This window comes from Pseudomonas sp. LBUM1643 (assembly GCF_059716215.1).
In genome coordinates this window covers 2,010,266-2,027,711 of record NZ_CP166813.1, presented here as the reverse complement: position 1 = coordinate 2,027,711, position 17,446 = coordinate 2,010,266, and the positions used below count along the sequence as shown (strand labels likewise).

Genomic DNA, 17,446 nt, shown 5'->3' with positions numbered 1-17,446 from the left:
GCTCGCGATTACGGCGTCATGGACACCGAATCTCATCAGGCCGAAACAAAAATGCCAGGCGCGATGCCTGGCATTTTTTTGTAGCCGATCTGACGCGTTTTGGCGAATCAGAATGGCAGTTTCATACCCGGTGGCAGTTGCATGCCCGCGGTTACGCCGGACATTTTGTCCTGGCTATTGGCTTCGATCTTGCGGACGGCGTCGTTTACGGCAGCGGCGAAAACAGCCTCCAGCATTTCCCTGTCGTCTTCGCTCAGGCCTTCAACCATGCTTGGGTCGATGGTCACGCGCTTCACGTCGTGACGACCGGTCATGACCACGGTGACCATATCGCCACCGGCTTTACCGGTGACTTCGGCGTTGGCCAGCTCTTCCTGCATCTTGGCCATTTTTTCCTGCATCTGCTGCGCCTGCTTCATCAGGCCGGCCATGCCACCTTTCATCATGGGAATCACCTCAAAAGTACTTGGATAAAAACGGCGTCCGACGCGTGCGGCCGAACACCTTCAGTTATTAGCCCTGACTGACCAGGGCTTCGACAGGTTCAATAGTATCGTTACGGATGACCGCACCGAACTGCTGCATCATTTGCTGGATGAACGGATCACCGTGGATCGACTCCTCCGCCTCGCGCTGACGGTTGACCCGTCGCCGGGACGCAGCCTGCGCAGGGGTTTCCTGCTCGGGCTTGATCAATTCCATGCTCAGGGACAGCGTACGCCCGTGGTACTGGTTCAAGGCATCGTTGAGACGACGCTGCTGGGTGGCGTTGAACAAGGCGCTGTGGGCCGGGTCCAGGTGCATCAACCAGTGGTCGCCCTCGACCGAAATCAACGTGCAGTTGGCGGCGATGCTGCCCGTCATGCCGGAAATCGGCAATTTCGGGAACAGTTCAAGCCATTGCAGCGCCAGGCCGGTGGCGGGCATGGCAGCCGGTTCTGGCTCGGGCTCCGGCGCCGGCTCGGCGGCATGCTCGCTGGCCAATTCGTCGAGGTAGCTGTAGGCCGAGTCGATGTCTGGCTCGATGTAGTCCTCATCCAGTGGCGGCTCGTCATCGAGGTCCACGCCCGGGGTGGCGGCATCGACTTGCGCCACGGTGGGCTCAGGAATCGGTGCAGCCGCCCACTCTGGCGCGTCCGGCACAACGCTGTCGGGCGTCGGCAGAGGCATCGGCGGCAGTTCGGGCTGCTCACTGGCGGTATCCAGCATGGGCTCGACGGCGGGCTGCTGAATGACTTCAGGTTCGACCGGGTCATTCCAGGGCAGGTCGATAACGGCTTCGACGGCTACAGGCTCAACCACCGGCTCAGGCACGACAACGGGCGCGACTGGCTGAGGCACTGGCACTGGCACTGGCACTGGCGCAGCAACAGGCGCAGGGATGACCGGTGCAACTGCCGCAGCGACTACCGGCGCAACAACCGGCGCGGCAGCCACTGAATTTGCGGAATCAACTGTGGCCTGGCTGATCCCCACTGGCTTTAGCGGTTGCCTCGGGGCGTCCGCCGTGTCCGCCGGTCGGAAGGCGAGCATTCGCAGCAGGACCATTTCGAAACCGCCACGAGGGTCTGGCGCCAGCGGTAGATCGCGACGACCGATCAGGCCCATCTGGTAATAAAACTGCACGTCTTCAGCCGGCAAGGCCTGGGCCAGGGCGAGCACCCGGTCACGGTCGCCGTGACCGTTGTCGACGCCTTCAGGCAAGGCCTGGGCAATCGCGACACGGTGCAGTACGTTGAGAATTTCCGAGAGCACGCCATTCCAGTCCGGGCCTTGCTCGGCCAGGTGACGGACGGCTTCGAGCAACGCCTTGGCATCGCCTTCGATCAGCGAATGCAGAACGTCGAAGACCTGACCGTGGTCGAGGGTACCGAGCATCGCCCGCACGTCCGCCGCCATGACCTTGCCTTCACCGAAAGCAATGGCCTGATCGGTCAGGCTCATGGCATCGCGCATCGAACCGTCGGCAGCGCGACCCAGCAACCACAGGGCATCGTCTTCAAACGGCACGTTTTCGACGCCCAAGACGTGGGTCAAATGCTCGACCACACGTTCCGGCGTCATGTTTTTCAGGGAGAACTGCAGGCACCGCGACAGAATCGTTGCAGGAAGTTTCTGCGGGTCGGTGGTCGCCAGGATGAACTTGACGTAGGGCGGCGGCTCTTCGAGTGTTTTCAGCAGCGCATTGAAGGAATGGCTGGAGAGCATGTGCACTTCGTCGATCAGGTAGACCTTGAAGCGACCACGGCTTGGCGCGTATTGCACGTTGTCGAGCAGCTCGCGGGTGTCCTCGACCTTGGTCCGGCTCGCGGCGTCGATCTCGATCAGGTCGACAAAGCGGCCTTCGTCGATCTCGCGGCACACCGAACACTCGCCGCAAGGCGTCGAGGTGATGCCCGTTTCACAGTTCAGGCATTTGGCGATGATCCGCGCGATGGTGGTCTTGCCGACCCCGCGCGTACCGGTAAACAGGTAGGCGTGGTGCAGCCGCTGGCTGTCCAAGGCATTGATCAGAGCCTTGAGCACATGGGTCTGGCCGACCATTTCGCGGAACGAGCGCGGACGCCATTTACGTGCAAGAACCTGATAACTCATCGAAAACCGTCGCCACTGGGAAGCAGAAGCGGCTAATGCTAGCGGAGCAAGGCTAAAATTGCATCCGGTGTGCTCGTCTAATCTGGCTAAGATGCATTCAGGGCGCTTTCAAAGGCTCGGGATTCAGCCGTACCGGAGCGTTTATGCGGTGTGCCTTGGGGGCATTGTGCCTGATCAGTTTGAGTGGCGTAGCTGCAGAAGCGCCGTTGCGCTTCGTGGTGCCCGATAGCTGGAGCATGCCGATGGTGCAATTCGAATCGGGACGGCCGACGCAGGGCATTTTGTACGACGTGATGTTGAGCCTGGCGACCCAAGTGGGTGTCCCTGCCGAATTTCATGTACTGCCCCGGGCGCGGGTGCAGAGCGCCATGGAGCACGGCGAGGTCGACGTGCGCTGCTATGCCGCGCAGTCCTGGCTGCCGAATCAGTCCGGCGATTACATCTGGAGCATCCCGCTCTGGGTTCAGCCTGACGTGCTGATCAGCCGGCCAGACCCGCTGACCGCGGTGATTCCGGCACAGTTGCCACGGCAATCCATCGGCACCGTCCGCAGCTACACCTACCCCACCCTGCAACCGTTGTTCGACGCGGACAAATTGCAGCGCGAAGACGCCCGCAATCAGGAACAGGTGCTGGAAAAGCTCATGGCGGGACGCTATCGCTATGCGGTGAGTAATCAGTGGGCACTGGATTGGTTCAACCAGCGCCTGCTGCCTGAGCGGCACCTGCAAAGCGTGGCATTGCTGCAGGAACAGCGCGTGGGTTGCTACGTGCGCAACGACCACAAGGTGCCTGTGCAACGGATTCTGCGTACGTTGGTGCGGATGAAAATGTCCGGGGAGATCGACGACATCATCCGCCTGTACATCGGCCAGCCTTAGCCCTGAAGTCAAAACCCGGACACAGCAAAACGCCGCCTGGACAACGCCCATGGCAGAAACAGCATAAAAGTATTTTTTCAGATAACGCGAGAGGACTCTCGCGGTGCGTTATGGAGGCAACCCCACCAGCCACACCCCGGCACACAATGTTCCCGCTGTGGCTGCTTCCTTCCGGATCTGACCAGGTTCACGGGTAATCGTTGCGGGGGGACCGATGGGGTCACCATAACGACGCTCACCTGACGGCGAGCCGCGCCATTGTACCTATCTGAGACGAAGTTACAACCGTTCGAGCAGATTAAAAAATATGAGGCCGGTCAATGACATGCGCTATTGCTGAAATCGCAAGCAATACACCCGGATACACACAATACCTGTAGCAGCTGTCGAGCCTGCGAGGCTGCGTCCGGCTGCGCAGCAGTCGTAAATTCTGGCGCTACGGTCTATCAGATAAACCGCGTTGTGAGGTTTTACGACTGCTGCGCAGCCGGACGCAGCCTCGCAGGCTCGGCAGCTGCTACAGGGAACGGGGTGAATTCGGGGACGGATACACGGTTACAAATCCTGCACCACCTCATCGGCTTTGCCACCCTCCTCCTGAATCACCAGGTGAATGAAGTGCAGCTTGGCGATCACCGCCGGCGGCAGGACGAACGGATAGAAATCCGGCTGGCCCATGCTGCTCGACAGCTCGTTGAGCATGCCCGCGAGTTCGATCCACGCGTTCACGAACGACAGGAACGCGGCGCCACCGGGGTGCTGTGGGTCATATAAGGTTTCGGGGGGAAACGGCTGGTAGTCGAAATCCATTTCCCGGGCGCTCATGCCAAACCCGAGGGCGGTGTCCACCGCGTCCATCATGTGCAGGTAGTGAGCCCAGGTTTCGGCCCAGTCTTCCCACGGATGCATGGTGGCGTAGGCACTGACAGCATGTTGCTGCCAGTCCAGTGGCGCACCTTGCTGGTAATGGCGCTCCAGCGCGTCGGCATAGCTCTCCCGCTCATCACCGAACAGGCTTCTGAAGGGCTCCAGCCAGTGACTGTTGGCGATCAAGCGGTCCCAGTAGTAATGCCCGACCTCATGACGGAAATGTCCGAGCAACGTGCGATACGGCTCGTGCATCTGCACACGGATTTTCTCGCGGTGGACATCGTCGGCTTCCTTGATGTCCAGGGTGATCAGGCCGTTGGCGTGGCCGGTTGTCGGTGGCGTGCCTTCGAGATCGACGCCGATGAAATCGAAAGCCAGACCCGTCTGTTCGTCGACGGTTTTGGGAATCACCTGCAAACCGAGGCTGACCAGTTGAGCGACCAGGCGACGCTTGGCCGTCTCGACCTTGCGCCAGCGCTCAGGGTTCTCGGGAATGGAGAGATCGGGGATGGTGTGGTTCAGGCTGCAGGCGATGCATAACGCATTGTGGTCATCCGCCGCCAGCAACCAGTTACAGGCGGCAGGAGAATCGAGGTTGGCACAGCGACGGAACAGCCCCGCGTCGGGCTCGGCGTCGAGGACCCAGGTATCGACTTGCGGCCCTGGCTGCAACGAGGATAGCCGGCTTTTCTCCGGCTGATACCCGAGCATTGCCGAACACGCCAGGCACTGGCTGTTGCGAAAGAACAGCGCCTGCCCGCAGCGACATTGCCACACCTTGCTGTTGCGCGAGCTTTCACTGATGAAAGGTGCGGCGATGCGCGAGCTGAGTTGTTCGAAGAAGCGGTACATGGCGATCTCTCCCTGGGGCTTGCCAAGACTAGATCATTGCCGCAAGAAGATCGTTCCAACGCTTTGGAGGGTGAAATCAAAAGATCGCAGCCTGCGGCAGCTCCTACACGAGCGGTGACGCGCCGTTCAGTGAAATGCTCTACATACCTGTGTGCGTCGTACCGCCCACGAATTGCATACACGTCCCTGTAGGAGCTGCCGCAGGCTGCGATCTTTTGATCTTATGTGTTCAATCCCCGACAGCGATGCCGTGATCTTTCAGGTAGGCGACAAACGCCTCTTCATCCAGCACCTTCAACCCCAACTCATTCGCCTTGGCCAACTTCGAACCGGCACCCGGACCGGCCACCACGCAATGAGTCTTCGCCGACACCGAACCCGCCACCTTGGCACCCAGACTTTCCAGCTTGTCCTTGGCTACATCGCGACTCATCAACTCGAGCGAGCCGGTCAGCACCCAGGTTTGCCCTGCCAGCGGCAAGCCTTCAACCACTTTCTTCTCGCTCTGCCAATGCATACCGAAATCGCGCAGTTGCTTCTCGGCAGCTTCAGCGATCTGTCGATTTTCAACGACTGCAAAAAACTCCCGAACCGAATTCGCCTGTTTCTCCGGCAGCGTCTGACGCATGTCCAGCCAGTCGGCGTTCATCACCGCTTCCAGCGAACCAAACTTGTCCGCCAGCTTCTGCGCACCGCCCGGGCCCACCGAAGGAATGTGCAGCTTGTCGAGGAAACCACCCAGGGTGGTGCTGGCGGCAAACTCGGCGCCCAGCTCACCTTGATCCTGAATCTGCATGCCGTGCTTAAGCAGATCAGCGATCACCTGCTGGTTATGCGTGTCTTCGAAGAAGCTATGAATCTCATGAGCCACTTCCAGGCCGACATCCGGCAAGTAGGTGAGCACCTGTGGCAAAGCCTGCTGCACACGCTCCAGCGAGCCGAGAGAACGCGCCAGCACCTTGGCCGTCTCTTCGCCGACATCGGGAATCCCGAGGGCGTAGATAAAGCGCGCCAGACTCGGTTTCTTGCTGTCTTCGATGGCGCTGAGCAGTTTTTTACTGGACAGCTCGGCGAAGCCTTCCAGGTCGACGACCTGTTCGAACGTCAGGGCGTACAGGTCGGCGGGCGAATTCACCAGGCCTTCATCCACCAGTTGCTCGACGCTCTTGTCGCCCAGCCCCTCAATGTCCAAAGCACGACGGGAGACGAAATGGATAATCGCCTGTTTGAGTTGCGCACCGCAGGCCAGGCGACCGACACAGCGATACACCGCGCCTTCACTGACGGTCTCACGACCCTTGCTGCGTTTGACCAGTTGCGTGCGCTCGACGTGGGAGCCGCAGACAGGGCACTGCTGCGGAATGTGCACCGGCCGCGCATCGTCAGGACGACGCTCAAGAACCACTTGCACCACTTGCGGGATCACATCACCGGCACGGCGGATGATCACCGTGTCGCCAATCATCAAGCCCAGGCGCGCCACTTCATCCATGTTGTGCAGGGTGGCGTTGGCCACGGTGACGCCGGCCACCTTGACCGGTTTCAAGCGCGCCACGGGCGTGACCGCGCCGGTGCGACCGACCTGGAATTCCACGTCGAGCAACTCGGTGAGTTCTTCCATCGCCGGGAATTTATGGGCAATCGCCCAGCGCGGTTCGCGCGCGCGGAAACCCAGCTCACGCTGCGAAGCAATGCTGTTGACCTTGAAGACCACGCCATCGATTTCATAAGCCAGATCGTTGCGGCGCTCACCGATGTCGCGGTAGTAATCCAGGCACTCATCGATGCCATGGGCGAGTTTCAGCTCACGACTGATCGGCATGCCCCACGCCTGAAGCTGCTTCAGGTTACCGATGTGGGTGTCGGCGATGTCTGCCGACACCTGGCCGATGCCGTAGCAGCAGAATTCCAGTGGACGGTTGGCGGTGATCTTTGAATCGAGCTGCCGCAAACTGCCGGCCGCGGCGTTGCGCGGGTTGGCAAAGGTCTTGCCGCCGACTTCCAGTTGCGTGGCGTTGAGCCGCTCGAAACCGGCCTTGGACATGAAGACCTCGCCGCGCACTTCCAGGGTGGCGGGCCAGCCGGTGCCCTGCAGCTTGAGCGGGATATTGCGCACGGTGCGCACGTTGATGCTGATGTCTTCACCGGTGGTGCCATCGCCGCGCGTGGCGCCGCGCACCAGCACGCCGTCCTGATACAACAGACTGACCGCCAGGCCATCGAGCTTGGGTTCGCAGCTGTACTCCACCGCCGCCCCGCCACCCAACAGGTCGCCGACCGGCAGGTCCAGTCCTTCAGTGACCCGGCGATCGAATTCGCGCATGTCGTTTTCTTCGAAGGCGTTACCGAGACTGAGCATCGGCACTTCGTGGCGCACCTGAGTGAACGCCGACAGCGCCGCGCTGCCCACTCGCTGTGTGGGCGAGTCGCTGGTGATCAATTCGGGATGGGCTGCTTCGAGGGCCTTGAGCTCATGGAACAACCGATCGTACTCGGCGTCCGGAATGCTCGGCTCGTCCAGCACGTGATAGCGATAGTTGTGCTGATCCAGCTCAGCGCGCAGCGCTTGAATGCGGTTTTTGGCGGCGGTCATGGGTGTTCTCTCATAAAGCAAAAAAGCAGCCGAGGCTGCTCTGTTCTATCAATTTAAGACCAAAAGATCGCAGCCTCGTTTCACTCGACAGCTCCTACAGGGATCGCGACTCTGCAGGTGCTATTTAGAAGCTGTCGAGGCTGCGATCTTTCGCCTTTATCGTTTCTGGGTCAGGGCACGACGTTCGAATTCAACGATGCGCTGACGGTAATGCTCGATCGTCTGGGCGGTCAGCACGCTGCGCTGGTCGTCCTTGAGTTCACCATTGAGCTCCTGGGACAGCTTGCGAGCTGCTGCCACCATCACGTCAAAGGCTTGCTTGGGATGACGAGGACCTGGCAGCCCGAGGAAGAAACTCACAGCCGGCGTGCTGAAATGATCGATGTCGTCCAGGTCGAAGATGCCTGGCTTGACGGCGTTGGCCATCGAGAACAGGACTTCGCCATTGCCGGCCATGCTTTCGTGACGGTGGAAAATGTCCATTTCGCCGAAACGCAGGCCGCTTTCCAGAATGTTCTGCAACAGCGCCGGGCCTTTGAAGCCAGCGGCGTCGCGGCAGATCACACTGATCACCAACACCTCTTCAGCTTGCGGCTGCTCTCGCTCGACGGCAGCGCGAGACGGCTTGGTATCATCCGGGAAATCATCGTCACGACTGCTGAAGCTCGGTCCGCCGTCCAGGTCCAGGTTGAGGTTCAGATCGCCCTGGGAAGGCTCGCCGTGGCCCCGTTTGCCACGCTTGGAACCCGATTCACGGGCTTCACGGGCAGGCATGCTCACCGACGGCAGATCATGCTCGTCCAGTTGCGGTTCCTTATGGGTATCCAGGACGCGAGGCGGGCCCAACAGCTCGGCGCTGGAGTCCTCGTCCGGCAAATTGGACAGGTTTCGATCAAGACGAAACTTCAGTTTCCCCTTGCCGCCGCGCATACGGCGCCAGCCATCGAAAAGAATACCGGCAATGACAATAATGCCGATGACGATCAGCCACTCGCGCAGACCGATTTCCATGTAATCCCGTGCCTCTATAAAAAATGCTGAAAAATAAGGGGTTTACAACTCGCAAACCGCTTTAAAACGTGGCGCCAACTCTATGTTCTGACAGGCGTTTTGCCCACGCATACGAAAAATTGATATTAAACTAGCACGACCAAAGGCAACTTTACAGGGCTTCGCAGCTACAAGCTCCACGCCAGGTGCTGCAAGCTCATCACTGACCGCTCAAAGCTTGCAGCTTGTGGCTGCGCTGCTAGGCGTCCACCAACGCCATCGCCTCTTCGACATCCACCGCCACCAGTCGCGAACAGCCCGGTTCGTGCATCGTCACCCCCATCAGTTGATCGGCCATTTCCATGGCGATCTTGTTGTGGGTGATGTAGATGAACTGCACCGTCTGCGACATCTCTTTTACCAGCCGTGCATAGCGTCCAACGTTCGCGTCATCCAAAGGCGCATCCACTTCATCGAGCATGCAGAACGGCGCAGGATTGAGCTTGAAGATCGCAAAAACCAGGGCCAATGCGGTCAGGGCCTTTTCGCCACCGGAGAGCAAATGGATGGTGCTGTTCTTCTTTCCTGGCGGCTGCGCCATGATCGTTACCCCTGTATCGAGTAGATCTTCGCCCGTCAGTTCCAAATACGCGCGTCCGCCACCGAAAACTTTTGGGAAAAGCGCCTGTAAACCGCCATTGATCTGATCAAAGGTATCTTTGAAGCGGTTACGGGTTTCCTTGTCGATCTTGCGAATCACGTTCTCGAGGGTGTCGAGCGCTTCGACCAGATCGTCGTTTTGCGCATCGAGATAGTGCTTACGCTCGGATTGCTGCGTGTATTCGTCAATGGCCGCGAGGTTGATCGCACCCAGGCGCTGGATCCGTGCAGCAATGCGTTCGAGTTCTTCTTCGGCGTCCTTTTCGTTGGCCTCTGCCGTCAGCGTGGCAAGCACGCCGTGCAGGTCATAGCCGTCTTCCAGCAACTGATCCTGCAGGGTCTTGCGGCGCACCGTCAGCGCTTGCCATTCCATACGTTGCATTTCCAGTTGACTGCGAATCAGCTGGGATTGTTGTTCGGCCTGGGTGCGGCGCTTCTCGGCCTCGCGCAATTCGCGGTCGGCGTCTTCCAGGGCGATCTGCGCGGTCTTGAGTTCTTCGTCGACGGTCATGCGCTTGTCGAGCAACTCTTCGAGCTTGAGGCGCAGCTCTTCCAGCGGAGCCTCGCCCTCCTCCAGATTAAGGCTCAATTGCTCGCGCTTTTCGGTCAGGCGTTCGGACTGCATTTCCAGTCGTTCCAATGCCTGCCGTGTCGAATCGTGCTGGGCCTTTAGCGACCCCAGTCGCACCGCCAACTGATGCGCATGATCCTTATGCTGACGGGCTTCCTGCCGAACGCGATCAAGCCGTTCGCGCAGGCTGTCGCGCTGGGCCATCAGCAGCTCGCGTTGCTCGGTGTCGAGGGCCATGCTGTCGAGGGCCTCTTGCAATTGCAGGCGCGCCTCGCCGATGTTTTCGTGTTCCTGTGAACGTTGCTCTGCGAGTTCGGTGAGTTCTTCATCCAGACGCGTGCGGCGCAGCGTCAATTGCTCGACCTTGGCTTTGCCGGCGGACAATTGGGCTTTCAATTCACCTTGCTGACGCGCTTCGTCTTGCAGCAAGCGACGCAAATGTTCGCGGCCGTTTTCCTGCTGACGCTGCTGTGCCCTGAGAGTTTGCAGGTGGGTTTCCAGGGTTTCGACCGTGGCTTCGCGCTCTTCTCGCTCGATGCTCAAGCGCTGGATTTCCTGACCGCGAGCCAACACGCCGCTTTCCGCTTCACTGGCCCGACGCACGCGCAGAAAGTGCCGGCCGACCCAATACCCGTCGCGACTGATCAGGCTCTGGCCTGTGCTCAGTTGACTGCGCTGGGCCAGGGCTTGTTCGAGGTTTTCTACCGGTTTGACCTGTCCCAGCCAGGGCGACAGATCGATCAGCGCCTCAACCTTGTCGAGCAAACTGCCGGCAACACGCAGCCCGTCACTGGCCGGACTGAGCAAGCGCAGATCGCCTTGGGCGAACCCGGCCAGGTCGTAATCACCGAAATCATCCACCAGCACCGCTTGCAGGTCGGCACCCAGGACGGTTTCCACCGCCAGCTCCCAACCGGCTTCAACCTTGAGGCCTTCGGCCAGGCGCGGACGATCCGCCAGGTGCTGCTCGCGCAGCCATTCAGCGGTGCCGGTGCCAGGATCAAGCGCTGCTTGCTGCAAGGCCTCAAGCGATGCAAGGCGCCCGTTAAGACGCTGCAGATCACCTTGTGCCTGTTGCTGATTCTGTAGCGCAAGCTGCAATTCCTGGCGCAGTTGTTCGAGGCGTTCGACCTGGGCCTCTTCACTGGCCTGCAAGTCTTCCAGCGTTGCTTCACTGGCGGCCAGTTGCTCGCTGAGTTCCATGATCGCGGCGTCTTCCGGGTCTGCCGAGAGCAACGCGCGCTCTTCGCCAAGACGCTTCTGTCGATCGGCCAGACGCTCCATGCTGGTTTCCAGCTGCTGGATGCGCGACTGCTGAACTTCGGCCTGACGACGGGGCTCGGCAGCCGTCAGGTTGAACGTGTCCCACTGCTCCTGCCAGCCGTGCATGGTGGTTTCGGATTCTTCCAGCGCCGCAGCAGCTTCTTCAGCGGCTGCGCTGGTGACTTCCTGTTCCGGGGTGAGCATGTCCAGCTCTTCGCCGAGGGTCAGCAGCAGCGTGCGGTCATGGCCCAGGTGTGATTCGGTTTCCAGGCGCGCGCGTTCGGCTTCTTTGAGGTCGTCCTGCAGTTGGCGCAACCGTTGCTGACCGTGCTGAATACTCTGTTCGACCCGGGCGATATCGCCACCGACCGAATAGAAGCGCCCTTGCACCAGATTGAAGCGCTCGGACAGATCGTGGTGCCCGTCACGCAGGCGTTCGATACTCGCGTCAGCGTTGCGCTGCTCGGCGACCAAGGCTTCGAAGGTGACTTCCTGGGTGCCGATGATCGCCTCGCGCTGGCCGACCTGATCGTTCAACGCCTGCCAGCGCAAGGCCGACAGTTGGGCCTTGAGCTGACGCTCCTCGCCTTTGTATTCCTGATACTTCCTGGCCGACTCGGCCTGGCGATGCAAGCGCTCGAGTTGACGGGTCAGCTCTTCACGCAGGTCAGTCAGGCGCTCGAGGTTTTCATGGGTGCGACGAATGCGGTTTTCGGTCTCGCGTCGGCGCTCCTTGTACTTGGAAATGCCCGCCGCTTCTTCAATAAAATTGCGCAGGTCTTCGGGCTTGGACTCGATCAGCTTGGAGATCATCCCCTGCTCGATGATCGAGTAGCTGCGCGGCCCGAGGCCGGTGCCGAGGAAGATGTCGGTGATGTCGCGACGACGGCATTTGGTGCCGTTGAGGTAATAGGTGGTCTGGCTGTCGCGGGTCACTTTGCGGCGAATGGAAATTTCCGCATAGGCGGCGTATTCGCCCAGCAGCGTGCCGTCGGAGTTGTCGAACACCAGTTCGATGCTCGCCTGGCTCACGGGCTTTCGGCTGGTGGAGCCGTTGAAGATGACGTCGGTCATCGACTCGCCGCGCAGGTTCTTGGCCGAGCTCTCGCCCATCACCCAACGAACGGCGTCGATAATGTTCGACTTCCCGCAACCATTGGGCCCGACCACCGCCGCCATGTTACTGGGGAAGTTCACCGTGGTCGGGTCGACGAAGGATTTGAACCCCGCCAGCTTGATGCACTTGAGCCGCACGCTTAGGCGTCCGTCAGGGCGGAAACCACCAGGTCGCAGCTGCGTTGGCCATAGGCGGTCAGCACTTCACGGATTTGCGCAAAGTCACGCGCCAGCACGGCGGCGAGCAAGCGTTCAAACAGCTCAAGAAACTCGCTCATCGATGCCTTGCGCTGATCGAGGGCGAGAAAATACGCACGGCTCATGGCCGGTTGCAGATTTTCGACGGTTTCCTGCAAGTACGGGTTGTTGGCGAACGGATACGCGGCGCGCATCACATTGAAGCTGTCATCCACAAAAGTGCGGATGTCCTGGCGCTCGAAACTGTCGGTCAGACGCTGCTGGATCTGCACGAACGGCGCCATGTCGGCCTGGACTTTCCAGCCGGCGGCGACCGCGTTGCCGAGCAGGATATAAAGCTCGCTCATCAATGTGCACAGGCTCTGCACCTTGTGCGCCGTCAACTCGGTAACGTGCGCGCCCCGTCGCGGCAGGATGGCGATCAGATGGCGGCGTTCGAGGATCAACAAGGCCTCACGGACCGAGCCGCGACTGACATTGAGGGCCAGCGTGACCTTCTGTTCCTGGATCCGCTCCCCGGGCTTCATTTCACCGCGAATGATGCGTTCGGCGAGGTGGTGAGCAATTTGCTCGGCGAGGCTATCCGGCGCCTTGAACGTCATGATTGTCCTTCAAACTCTTTCGATCTGCACAGGCGGCGCAGTGTAGCGCACATGAGGGGTTATGGCGGAGTGCCCACTCAGCGGTTTTTGGCACGATTCCAGCAAAAAAGCAGGTAATCCCGAGAGGGTCAATACTGATGGAACGCGTTGTTGATCGCCAAAACGTGTTTTCCTGACCTTTAAGTCAGAAAATCATTGACCGAAAAGTCAGACCTGATAAATTCGGTTCAAAGCGGTTAACAACAATAATGAGTCTGCGAGGCCTTCCGTGATCCAGTTTTTACTTAACCAGGAACTCCGTAGCGAGCACGCCCTGGACCCAAACCTGACCGTGCTCAATTATCTGCGCGACCATGTGGGCAAACCCGGTACCAAAGAAGGCTGCGCCAGCGGTGACTGCGGCGCCTGCACCGTGGTGGTCGGCGAATTGCAGACGGATGACGACGGCCGTGAGCACATTCGCTATCGCAGCCTCAACTCGTGCCTGACGTTTGTGTCGTCGCTGCACGGCAAACAGCTGATCAGCGTCGAGGATCTCAAACACAAAGGCGAACTGCACAGCGTGCAGAAAGCCATGGTCGAGTGCCATGGTTCGCAGTGTGGTTTTTGCACCCCAGGTTTCGTGATGTCACTGTTCGCGCTGCAAAAGAACAGCGACCAACCAGACTCGCACAAAGCCCACGAAGCCCTGGCCGGCAACTTGTGTCGCTGCACCGGGTATCGCCCGATCCTGGAAGCCGCCGAGCAGTCTTGCTGCGGTAAACAGCCGGACCAATTCGACGCTCGCGAAGCCGACACCATCGCCCGTCTGAAAGCCATCGCGCCCACCGACATCGGCGAACTCAACAGCGGTGACAAGCGCTGCCTGGTGCCGCTGACCGTGGCCGACCTGGCCGACCTCTATGATGCGTACCCACAAGCTCGCCTGCTGGCGGGCGGTACTGATCTGGCGCTCGAAGTCACGCAATTCCACCGTACATTGCCGGTGATGATCTACGTCGGCAACGTCGCCGAGATGAAGCGCATCGAACGCTTCGACGACCGTCTGGAAATCGGTGCCGCGACCGCCCTTTCCGATTGCTACGAAGCGTTGAAATCCGAATACCCGGACTTTGGCGATTTGCTGCAGCGCTTCGCGTCTTTGCAAATTCGCAACCAGGGCACGCTCGGCGGCAACATCGGTAACGCCTCGCCGATCGGTGACTCACCGCCCCTGCTGATCGCCCTGGGCGCGCAGATCGTGCTGTGCAAGGGCGAAACCCGGCGCACGATGGCGCTGGAAGATTACTTCATCGATTACCGCGTCACGGCGCGTCAGGAAAGTGAGTTCATCGAAAAGATCATTGTGCCCCGCGCCAGCGTCGAACAACTGTTCCGCGCCTATAAGGTTTCCAAGCGCCTGGACGATGACATTTCCGCCGTGTGCGCCGCGTTCAATCTGCGCATCGAAAACGGCGTAATCGCTGACGCCCGCGTCGCCTTCGGTGGCATGGCCGCCACGCCGAAACGCGCAAAAAGCTGTGAGGCCGTTTTGCTCGGCTCGCCGTTCAACCACGCCACCGTGGAACGTGCCTGCGCCGCTCTGGGCGAAGACTTCACGCCGCTGTCGGACTTCCGCGCCAGCAAGGAGTACCGCCTGCTTAGCGCGCAAAACCTGCTGCGCAAATACTTCATCGAACTGCAAACACCGCACATCGAGACTCGGGTGACCGCTTATGTCTAATCATCACGCTGTAGAGAAGACCCAAGCCGAACTGGCTGAACTGTTCGCCAAGGACCTGACCACCGGTGTCGGCCGCAGCGTCAAGCATGACAGCGCCGCCAAGCACGTCTCGGGCGAAGCGCAGTACATCGACGACCGTCTGGAATTCCCCAACCAGCTGCACGTTTACGCCCGGCTTTCGGACCGCGCCCACGCGAAAATCATCAGCATCGACACCACGCCCTGCTACGCCTTCGAAGGCGTGCGCATCGCCATCACCCATGAAGACGTGCCGGGCCTGAAAGACATCGGCCCGTTGCTGCCAGGCGATCCACTGCTGGCCATCGATGACGTGCAGTTCGTCGGTCAACCGGTGCTCGCCGTGGCGGCGAAAGACCTGGAAACCGCACGCAAAGCCGCCATGGCCGCAATCATCGAATACGAAGACCTCGAACCGGTGCTGGATGTCGTCGAAGCCCTGCGCAAACGTCACTTCGTGCTCGACAGCCATACCCATCAGCGGGGTGATTCGGCCACCGCATTGGCGTCCGCTGAACATCGCATTCAAGGCACGCTGCACATCGGCGGCCAGGAGCACTTTTACCTGGAAACCCAGATCTCTTCGGTGATGCCGACTGAAGACGGCGGGATGATCGTCTACTGCTCGACCCAGAACCCCACCGAAGTGCAGAAGCTTGTCGCTGAAGTGCTGGACGTTTCGATGAACAAGATTGTCGTCGACATGCGTCGCATGGGCGGTGGTTTTGGCGGCAAGGAAACCCAGGCGGCGAGCCCGGCGTGCCTGTGCGCGGTCATCGCGCACCTCACTGGCCAGCCGACCAAGATGCGCCTGCCGCGTGTGGAAGACATGCTGATGACCGGCAAGCGCCACCCGTTCTACGTCGAGTATGACGTCGGCTTCGACAGCACCGGTCGCCTGCACGGGATTGCTCTGGAACTGGCCGGTAACTGCGGTTGCTCGCCGGATCTTTCGGCCTCGATTGTCGACCGTGCAATGTTCCACGCCGACAACTCGTACTACCTGGGCGACGCGACCATCAACGGTCACCGCTGCAAGACCAACACCGCATCGAACACGGCTTATCGTGGCTTCGGTGGTCCGCAAGGCATGGTCGCCATTGAAGAAGTGATGGACGCGATTGCCCGCCATCTGGGCCTCGATCCGTTGGCGGTGCGCAAGGCCAATTACTACGGCAAAACCGAGCGTAACGTCACCCACTACTACCAGACCGTCGAGCACAACATGCTCGAGGAAATGACCGCTGAGCTGGAAGAAAGCAGCCAGTACGCCGAGCGTCGCGAAGCGATTCGCCGCTACAACGCCAACAGCCCGATCCTGAAAAAAGGCCTGGCGCTGACCCCGGTGAAATTCGGTATTTCCTTCACCGCCAGCTTCCTCAACCAGGCCGGTGCGCTAATCCACGTCTACACCGACGGCAGCATCCACCTGAACCATGGCGGCACCGAAATGGGCCAAGGCTTGAACATCAAGGTTGCGCAAGTCGTGGCCGAGGTCTTTCAAGTCGAAATCGACCGCGTGCAAATCACCGCCACCAACACCGACAAGGTCCCGAACACCTCGCCGACCGCGGCTTCCAGCGGTGCTGACCTGAACGGCAAAGCCGCGCAAAATGCTGCGCAGATCATCAAGCAACGCCTGGTCGAATTCGCTGCTCGTCAATACAAGGTCAGCGAAGAGGACGTGGAATTTCACAACGGTCACGTGCGGGTTCGCGATCACATCCTGACCTTCGAAGCGCTAATCCAACAGGCCTATTTCGCCCAGGTTTCGCTGTCGAGCACCGGCTTCTACAAGACCCCGAAAATCTTCTATGACCGCAGCCAGGCACGTGGTCGGCCGTTCTATTACTTTGCGTTTGGCGCAGCCTGTTGCGAAGTGATCATCGACACCCTGACCGGCGAGTACAAAATGCTGCGCACCGACATTCTTCACGACGTCGGAGCCTCGCTGAACCCGGCCATCGACATCGGTCAGGTCGAGGGCGGTTTCATCCAGGGCATGGGCTGGCTGACCATGGAAGAGCTGGTGTGGAACAACAAGGGCAAGCTGATGACCAACGGCCCGGCCAGCTACAAGATACCGGCGGTCGCGGACATGCCGCTGGACCTGCGGGTGAAGCTGGTGGAAAACCGCAAGAACCCGGAAGACACGGTGTTCCATTCCAAAGCGGTGGGCGAACCACCGTTCATGCTTGGCATCGCGGCATGGTGTGCGATCAAGGATGCGGTGGCGAGTCTGGGCGACTACAAACATCAACCCAACATCGACGCGCCGGCGACCCCGGAGCGAGTGTTGTGGGGCTGTGAGCAGATGCGTCAGTTGAAGGTGGCGAAGGCGGTTGAGGCCGAGCCGGAGTTGGCTTCGCTTTAAGACCGAGCCGCCTCCAATCGCTAGCAGGCTAGCTCCCACAGTGGATTTTTAGTGAGCACACATTTTGTGGCTAACAGAGATCCAAAGGTGGGAGCCAGCCTGCTGGCGATGAGGCCCGAACAGACTACACAGATGTCGAG

General features: G+C 60.0%; 10 protein-coding genes and 1 other RNA gene. 3 read left to right on the top strand and 8 right to left on the bottom strand.

Features of this window, described 5'->3' with window-relative positions; genetic code table 11:
• Window positions 1-107 precede the first annotated feature (107 nt).
• Window positions 108-446 (bottom strand): YbaB/EbfC family nucleoid-associated protein, encoded by a 339-nt coding sequence (locus ACA063_RS09115; RefSeq protein WP_162441061.1) that lies wholly within the window; start codon window positions 444-446, stop codon window positions 108-110.
• Between the two features lie 67 nt (window positions 447-513).
• Window positions 514-2,595, bottom strand: coding sequence for a DNA polymerase III subunit gamma/tau (gene dnaX, locus ACA063_RS09110; protein ID WP_497665577.1), 2,082 nt, complete (start codon window positions 2,593-2,595; stop codon window positions 514-516).
• A gap of 143 nt (window positions 2,596-2,738) precedes the next feature.
• On the opposite strand from dnaX, the gene ACA063_RS09105 reads away from it, so the two are divergent.
• Entirely contained in the window at window positions 2,739-3,476 is a 738-nt protein-coding gene (locus tag ACA063_RS09105) for a substrate-binding periplasmic protein (RefSeq protein WP_497665576.1), read from the top strand.
• 120 nt (window positions 3,477-3,596) lie between these two features.
• Here ACA063_RS09105 and ffs read toward each other — a convergent pair.
• The 6 genes from ffs to ACA063_RS09075 all read right to left on the bottom strand — a co-directional run bounded on the left by ffs (window position 3,597) and on the right by ACA063_RS09075 (window position 13,191).
• Window positions 3,597-3,693, bottom strand: an RNA gene (gene ffs, locus ACA063_RS09100) — signal recognition particle sRNA small type.
• A 338-nt stretch (window positions 3,694-4,031) separates the two neighbouring features.
• Window positions 4,032-5,198, bottom strand: coding sequence for a zinc-binding metallopeptidase family protein (locus ACA063_RS09095; protein ID WP_497665575.1), 1,167 nt, complete (start codon window positions 5,196-5,198; stop codon window positions 4,032-4,034).
• A gap of 229 nt (window positions 5,199-5,427) precedes the next feature.
• Window positions 5,428-7,791 (bottom strand): NAD-dependent DNA ligase LigA, encoded by a 2,364-nt coding sequence (gene ligA, locus ACA063_RS09090; protein ID WP_497665574.1) that lies wholly within the window; start codon window positions 7,789-7,791, stop codon window positions 5,428-5,430.
• 156 nt (window positions 7,792-7,947) lie between these two features.
• Entirely contained in the window at window positions 7,948-8,802 is an 855-nt protein-coding gene (gene zipA / locus ACA063_RS09085) for a cell division protein ZipA (protein ID WP_497665573.1), read from the bottom strand.
• Window positions 8,803-9,040: 238 nt separating this feature from the next.
• Window positions 9,041-12,529, bottom strand: a complete 3,489-nt coding sequence (smc, locus tag ACA063_RS09080; protein ID WP_497665572.1) for a chromosome segregation protein SMC — start codon at window positions 12,527-12,529, stop codon at window positions 9,041-9,043.
• A 2-nt stretch (window positions 12,530-12,531) separates the two neighbouring features.
• Entirely contained in the window at window positions 12,532-13,191 is a 660-nt protein-coding gene (locus ACA063_RS09075) for a GntR family transcriptional regulator (RefSeq protein ID WP_162440790.1), read from the bottom strand.
• A gap of 268 nt (window positions 13,192-13,459) precedes the next feature.
• Between ACA063_RS09075 and xdhA the strand changes: the two genes are divergently transcribed.
• Entirely contained in the window at window positions 13,460-14,914 is a 1,455-nt protein-coding gene (gene xdhA / locus ACA063_RS09070) for a xanthine dehydrogenase small subunit (RefSeq protein ID WP_162440791.1), read from the top strand.
• On the top strand, window positions 14,907-17,306 hold the full coding sequence (gene xdhB / locus ACA063_RS09065; RefSeq protein ID WP_497665571.1) for a xanthine dehydrogenase molybdopterin binding subunit: 2,400 nt from the start codon (window positions 14,907-14,909) through the stop codon (window positions 17,304-17,306). The genes xdhA and xdhB overlap by 8 nt, the downstream gene beginning before the upstream one ends.
• The last annotated feature ends 140 nt before the right edge of the window (window positions 17,307-17,446 follow it).

Bases quoted from the DNA above. Each gene is read 5' to 3' on its own strand.
- xdhB (WP_497665571.1), top strand. From the start codon at position 14,907: ATGTCTAATCATCACGCTGTAGAGAAGACCCAAGCCGAACTGGCTGAA.
- ACA063_RS09075 (WP_162440790.1), bottom strand. From the start codon at position 13,191: ATGACGTTCAAGGCGCCGGATAGCCTCGCCGAGCAAATTGCTCACCAC.
- dnaX (WP_497665577.1), bottom strand. From the start codon at position 2,595: ATGAGTTATCAGGTTCTTGCACGTAAATGGCGTCCGCGCTCGTTCCGC.
- ACA063_RS09095 (WP_497665575.1), bottom strand. From the start codon at position 5,198: ATGTACCGCTTCTTCGAACAACTCAGCTCGCGCATCGCCGCACCTTTC.
- ACA063_RS09105 (WP_497665576.1), top strand. From the start codon at position 2,739: ATGCGGTGTGCCTTGGGGGCATTGTGCCTGATCAGTTTGAGTGGCGTA.
- ACA063_RS09115 (WP_162441061.1), bottom strand. From the start codon at position 446: ATGATGAAAGGTGGCATGGCCGGCCTGATGAAGCAGGCGCAGCAGATG.
- ligA (WP_497665574.1), bottom strand. From the start codon at position 7,791: ATGACCGCCGCCAAAAACCGCATTCAAGCGCTGCGCGCTGAGCTGGAT.
- zipA (WP_497665573.1), bottom strand. From the start codon at position 8,802: ATGGAAATCGGTCTGCGCGAGTGGCTGATCGTCATCGGCATTATTGTC.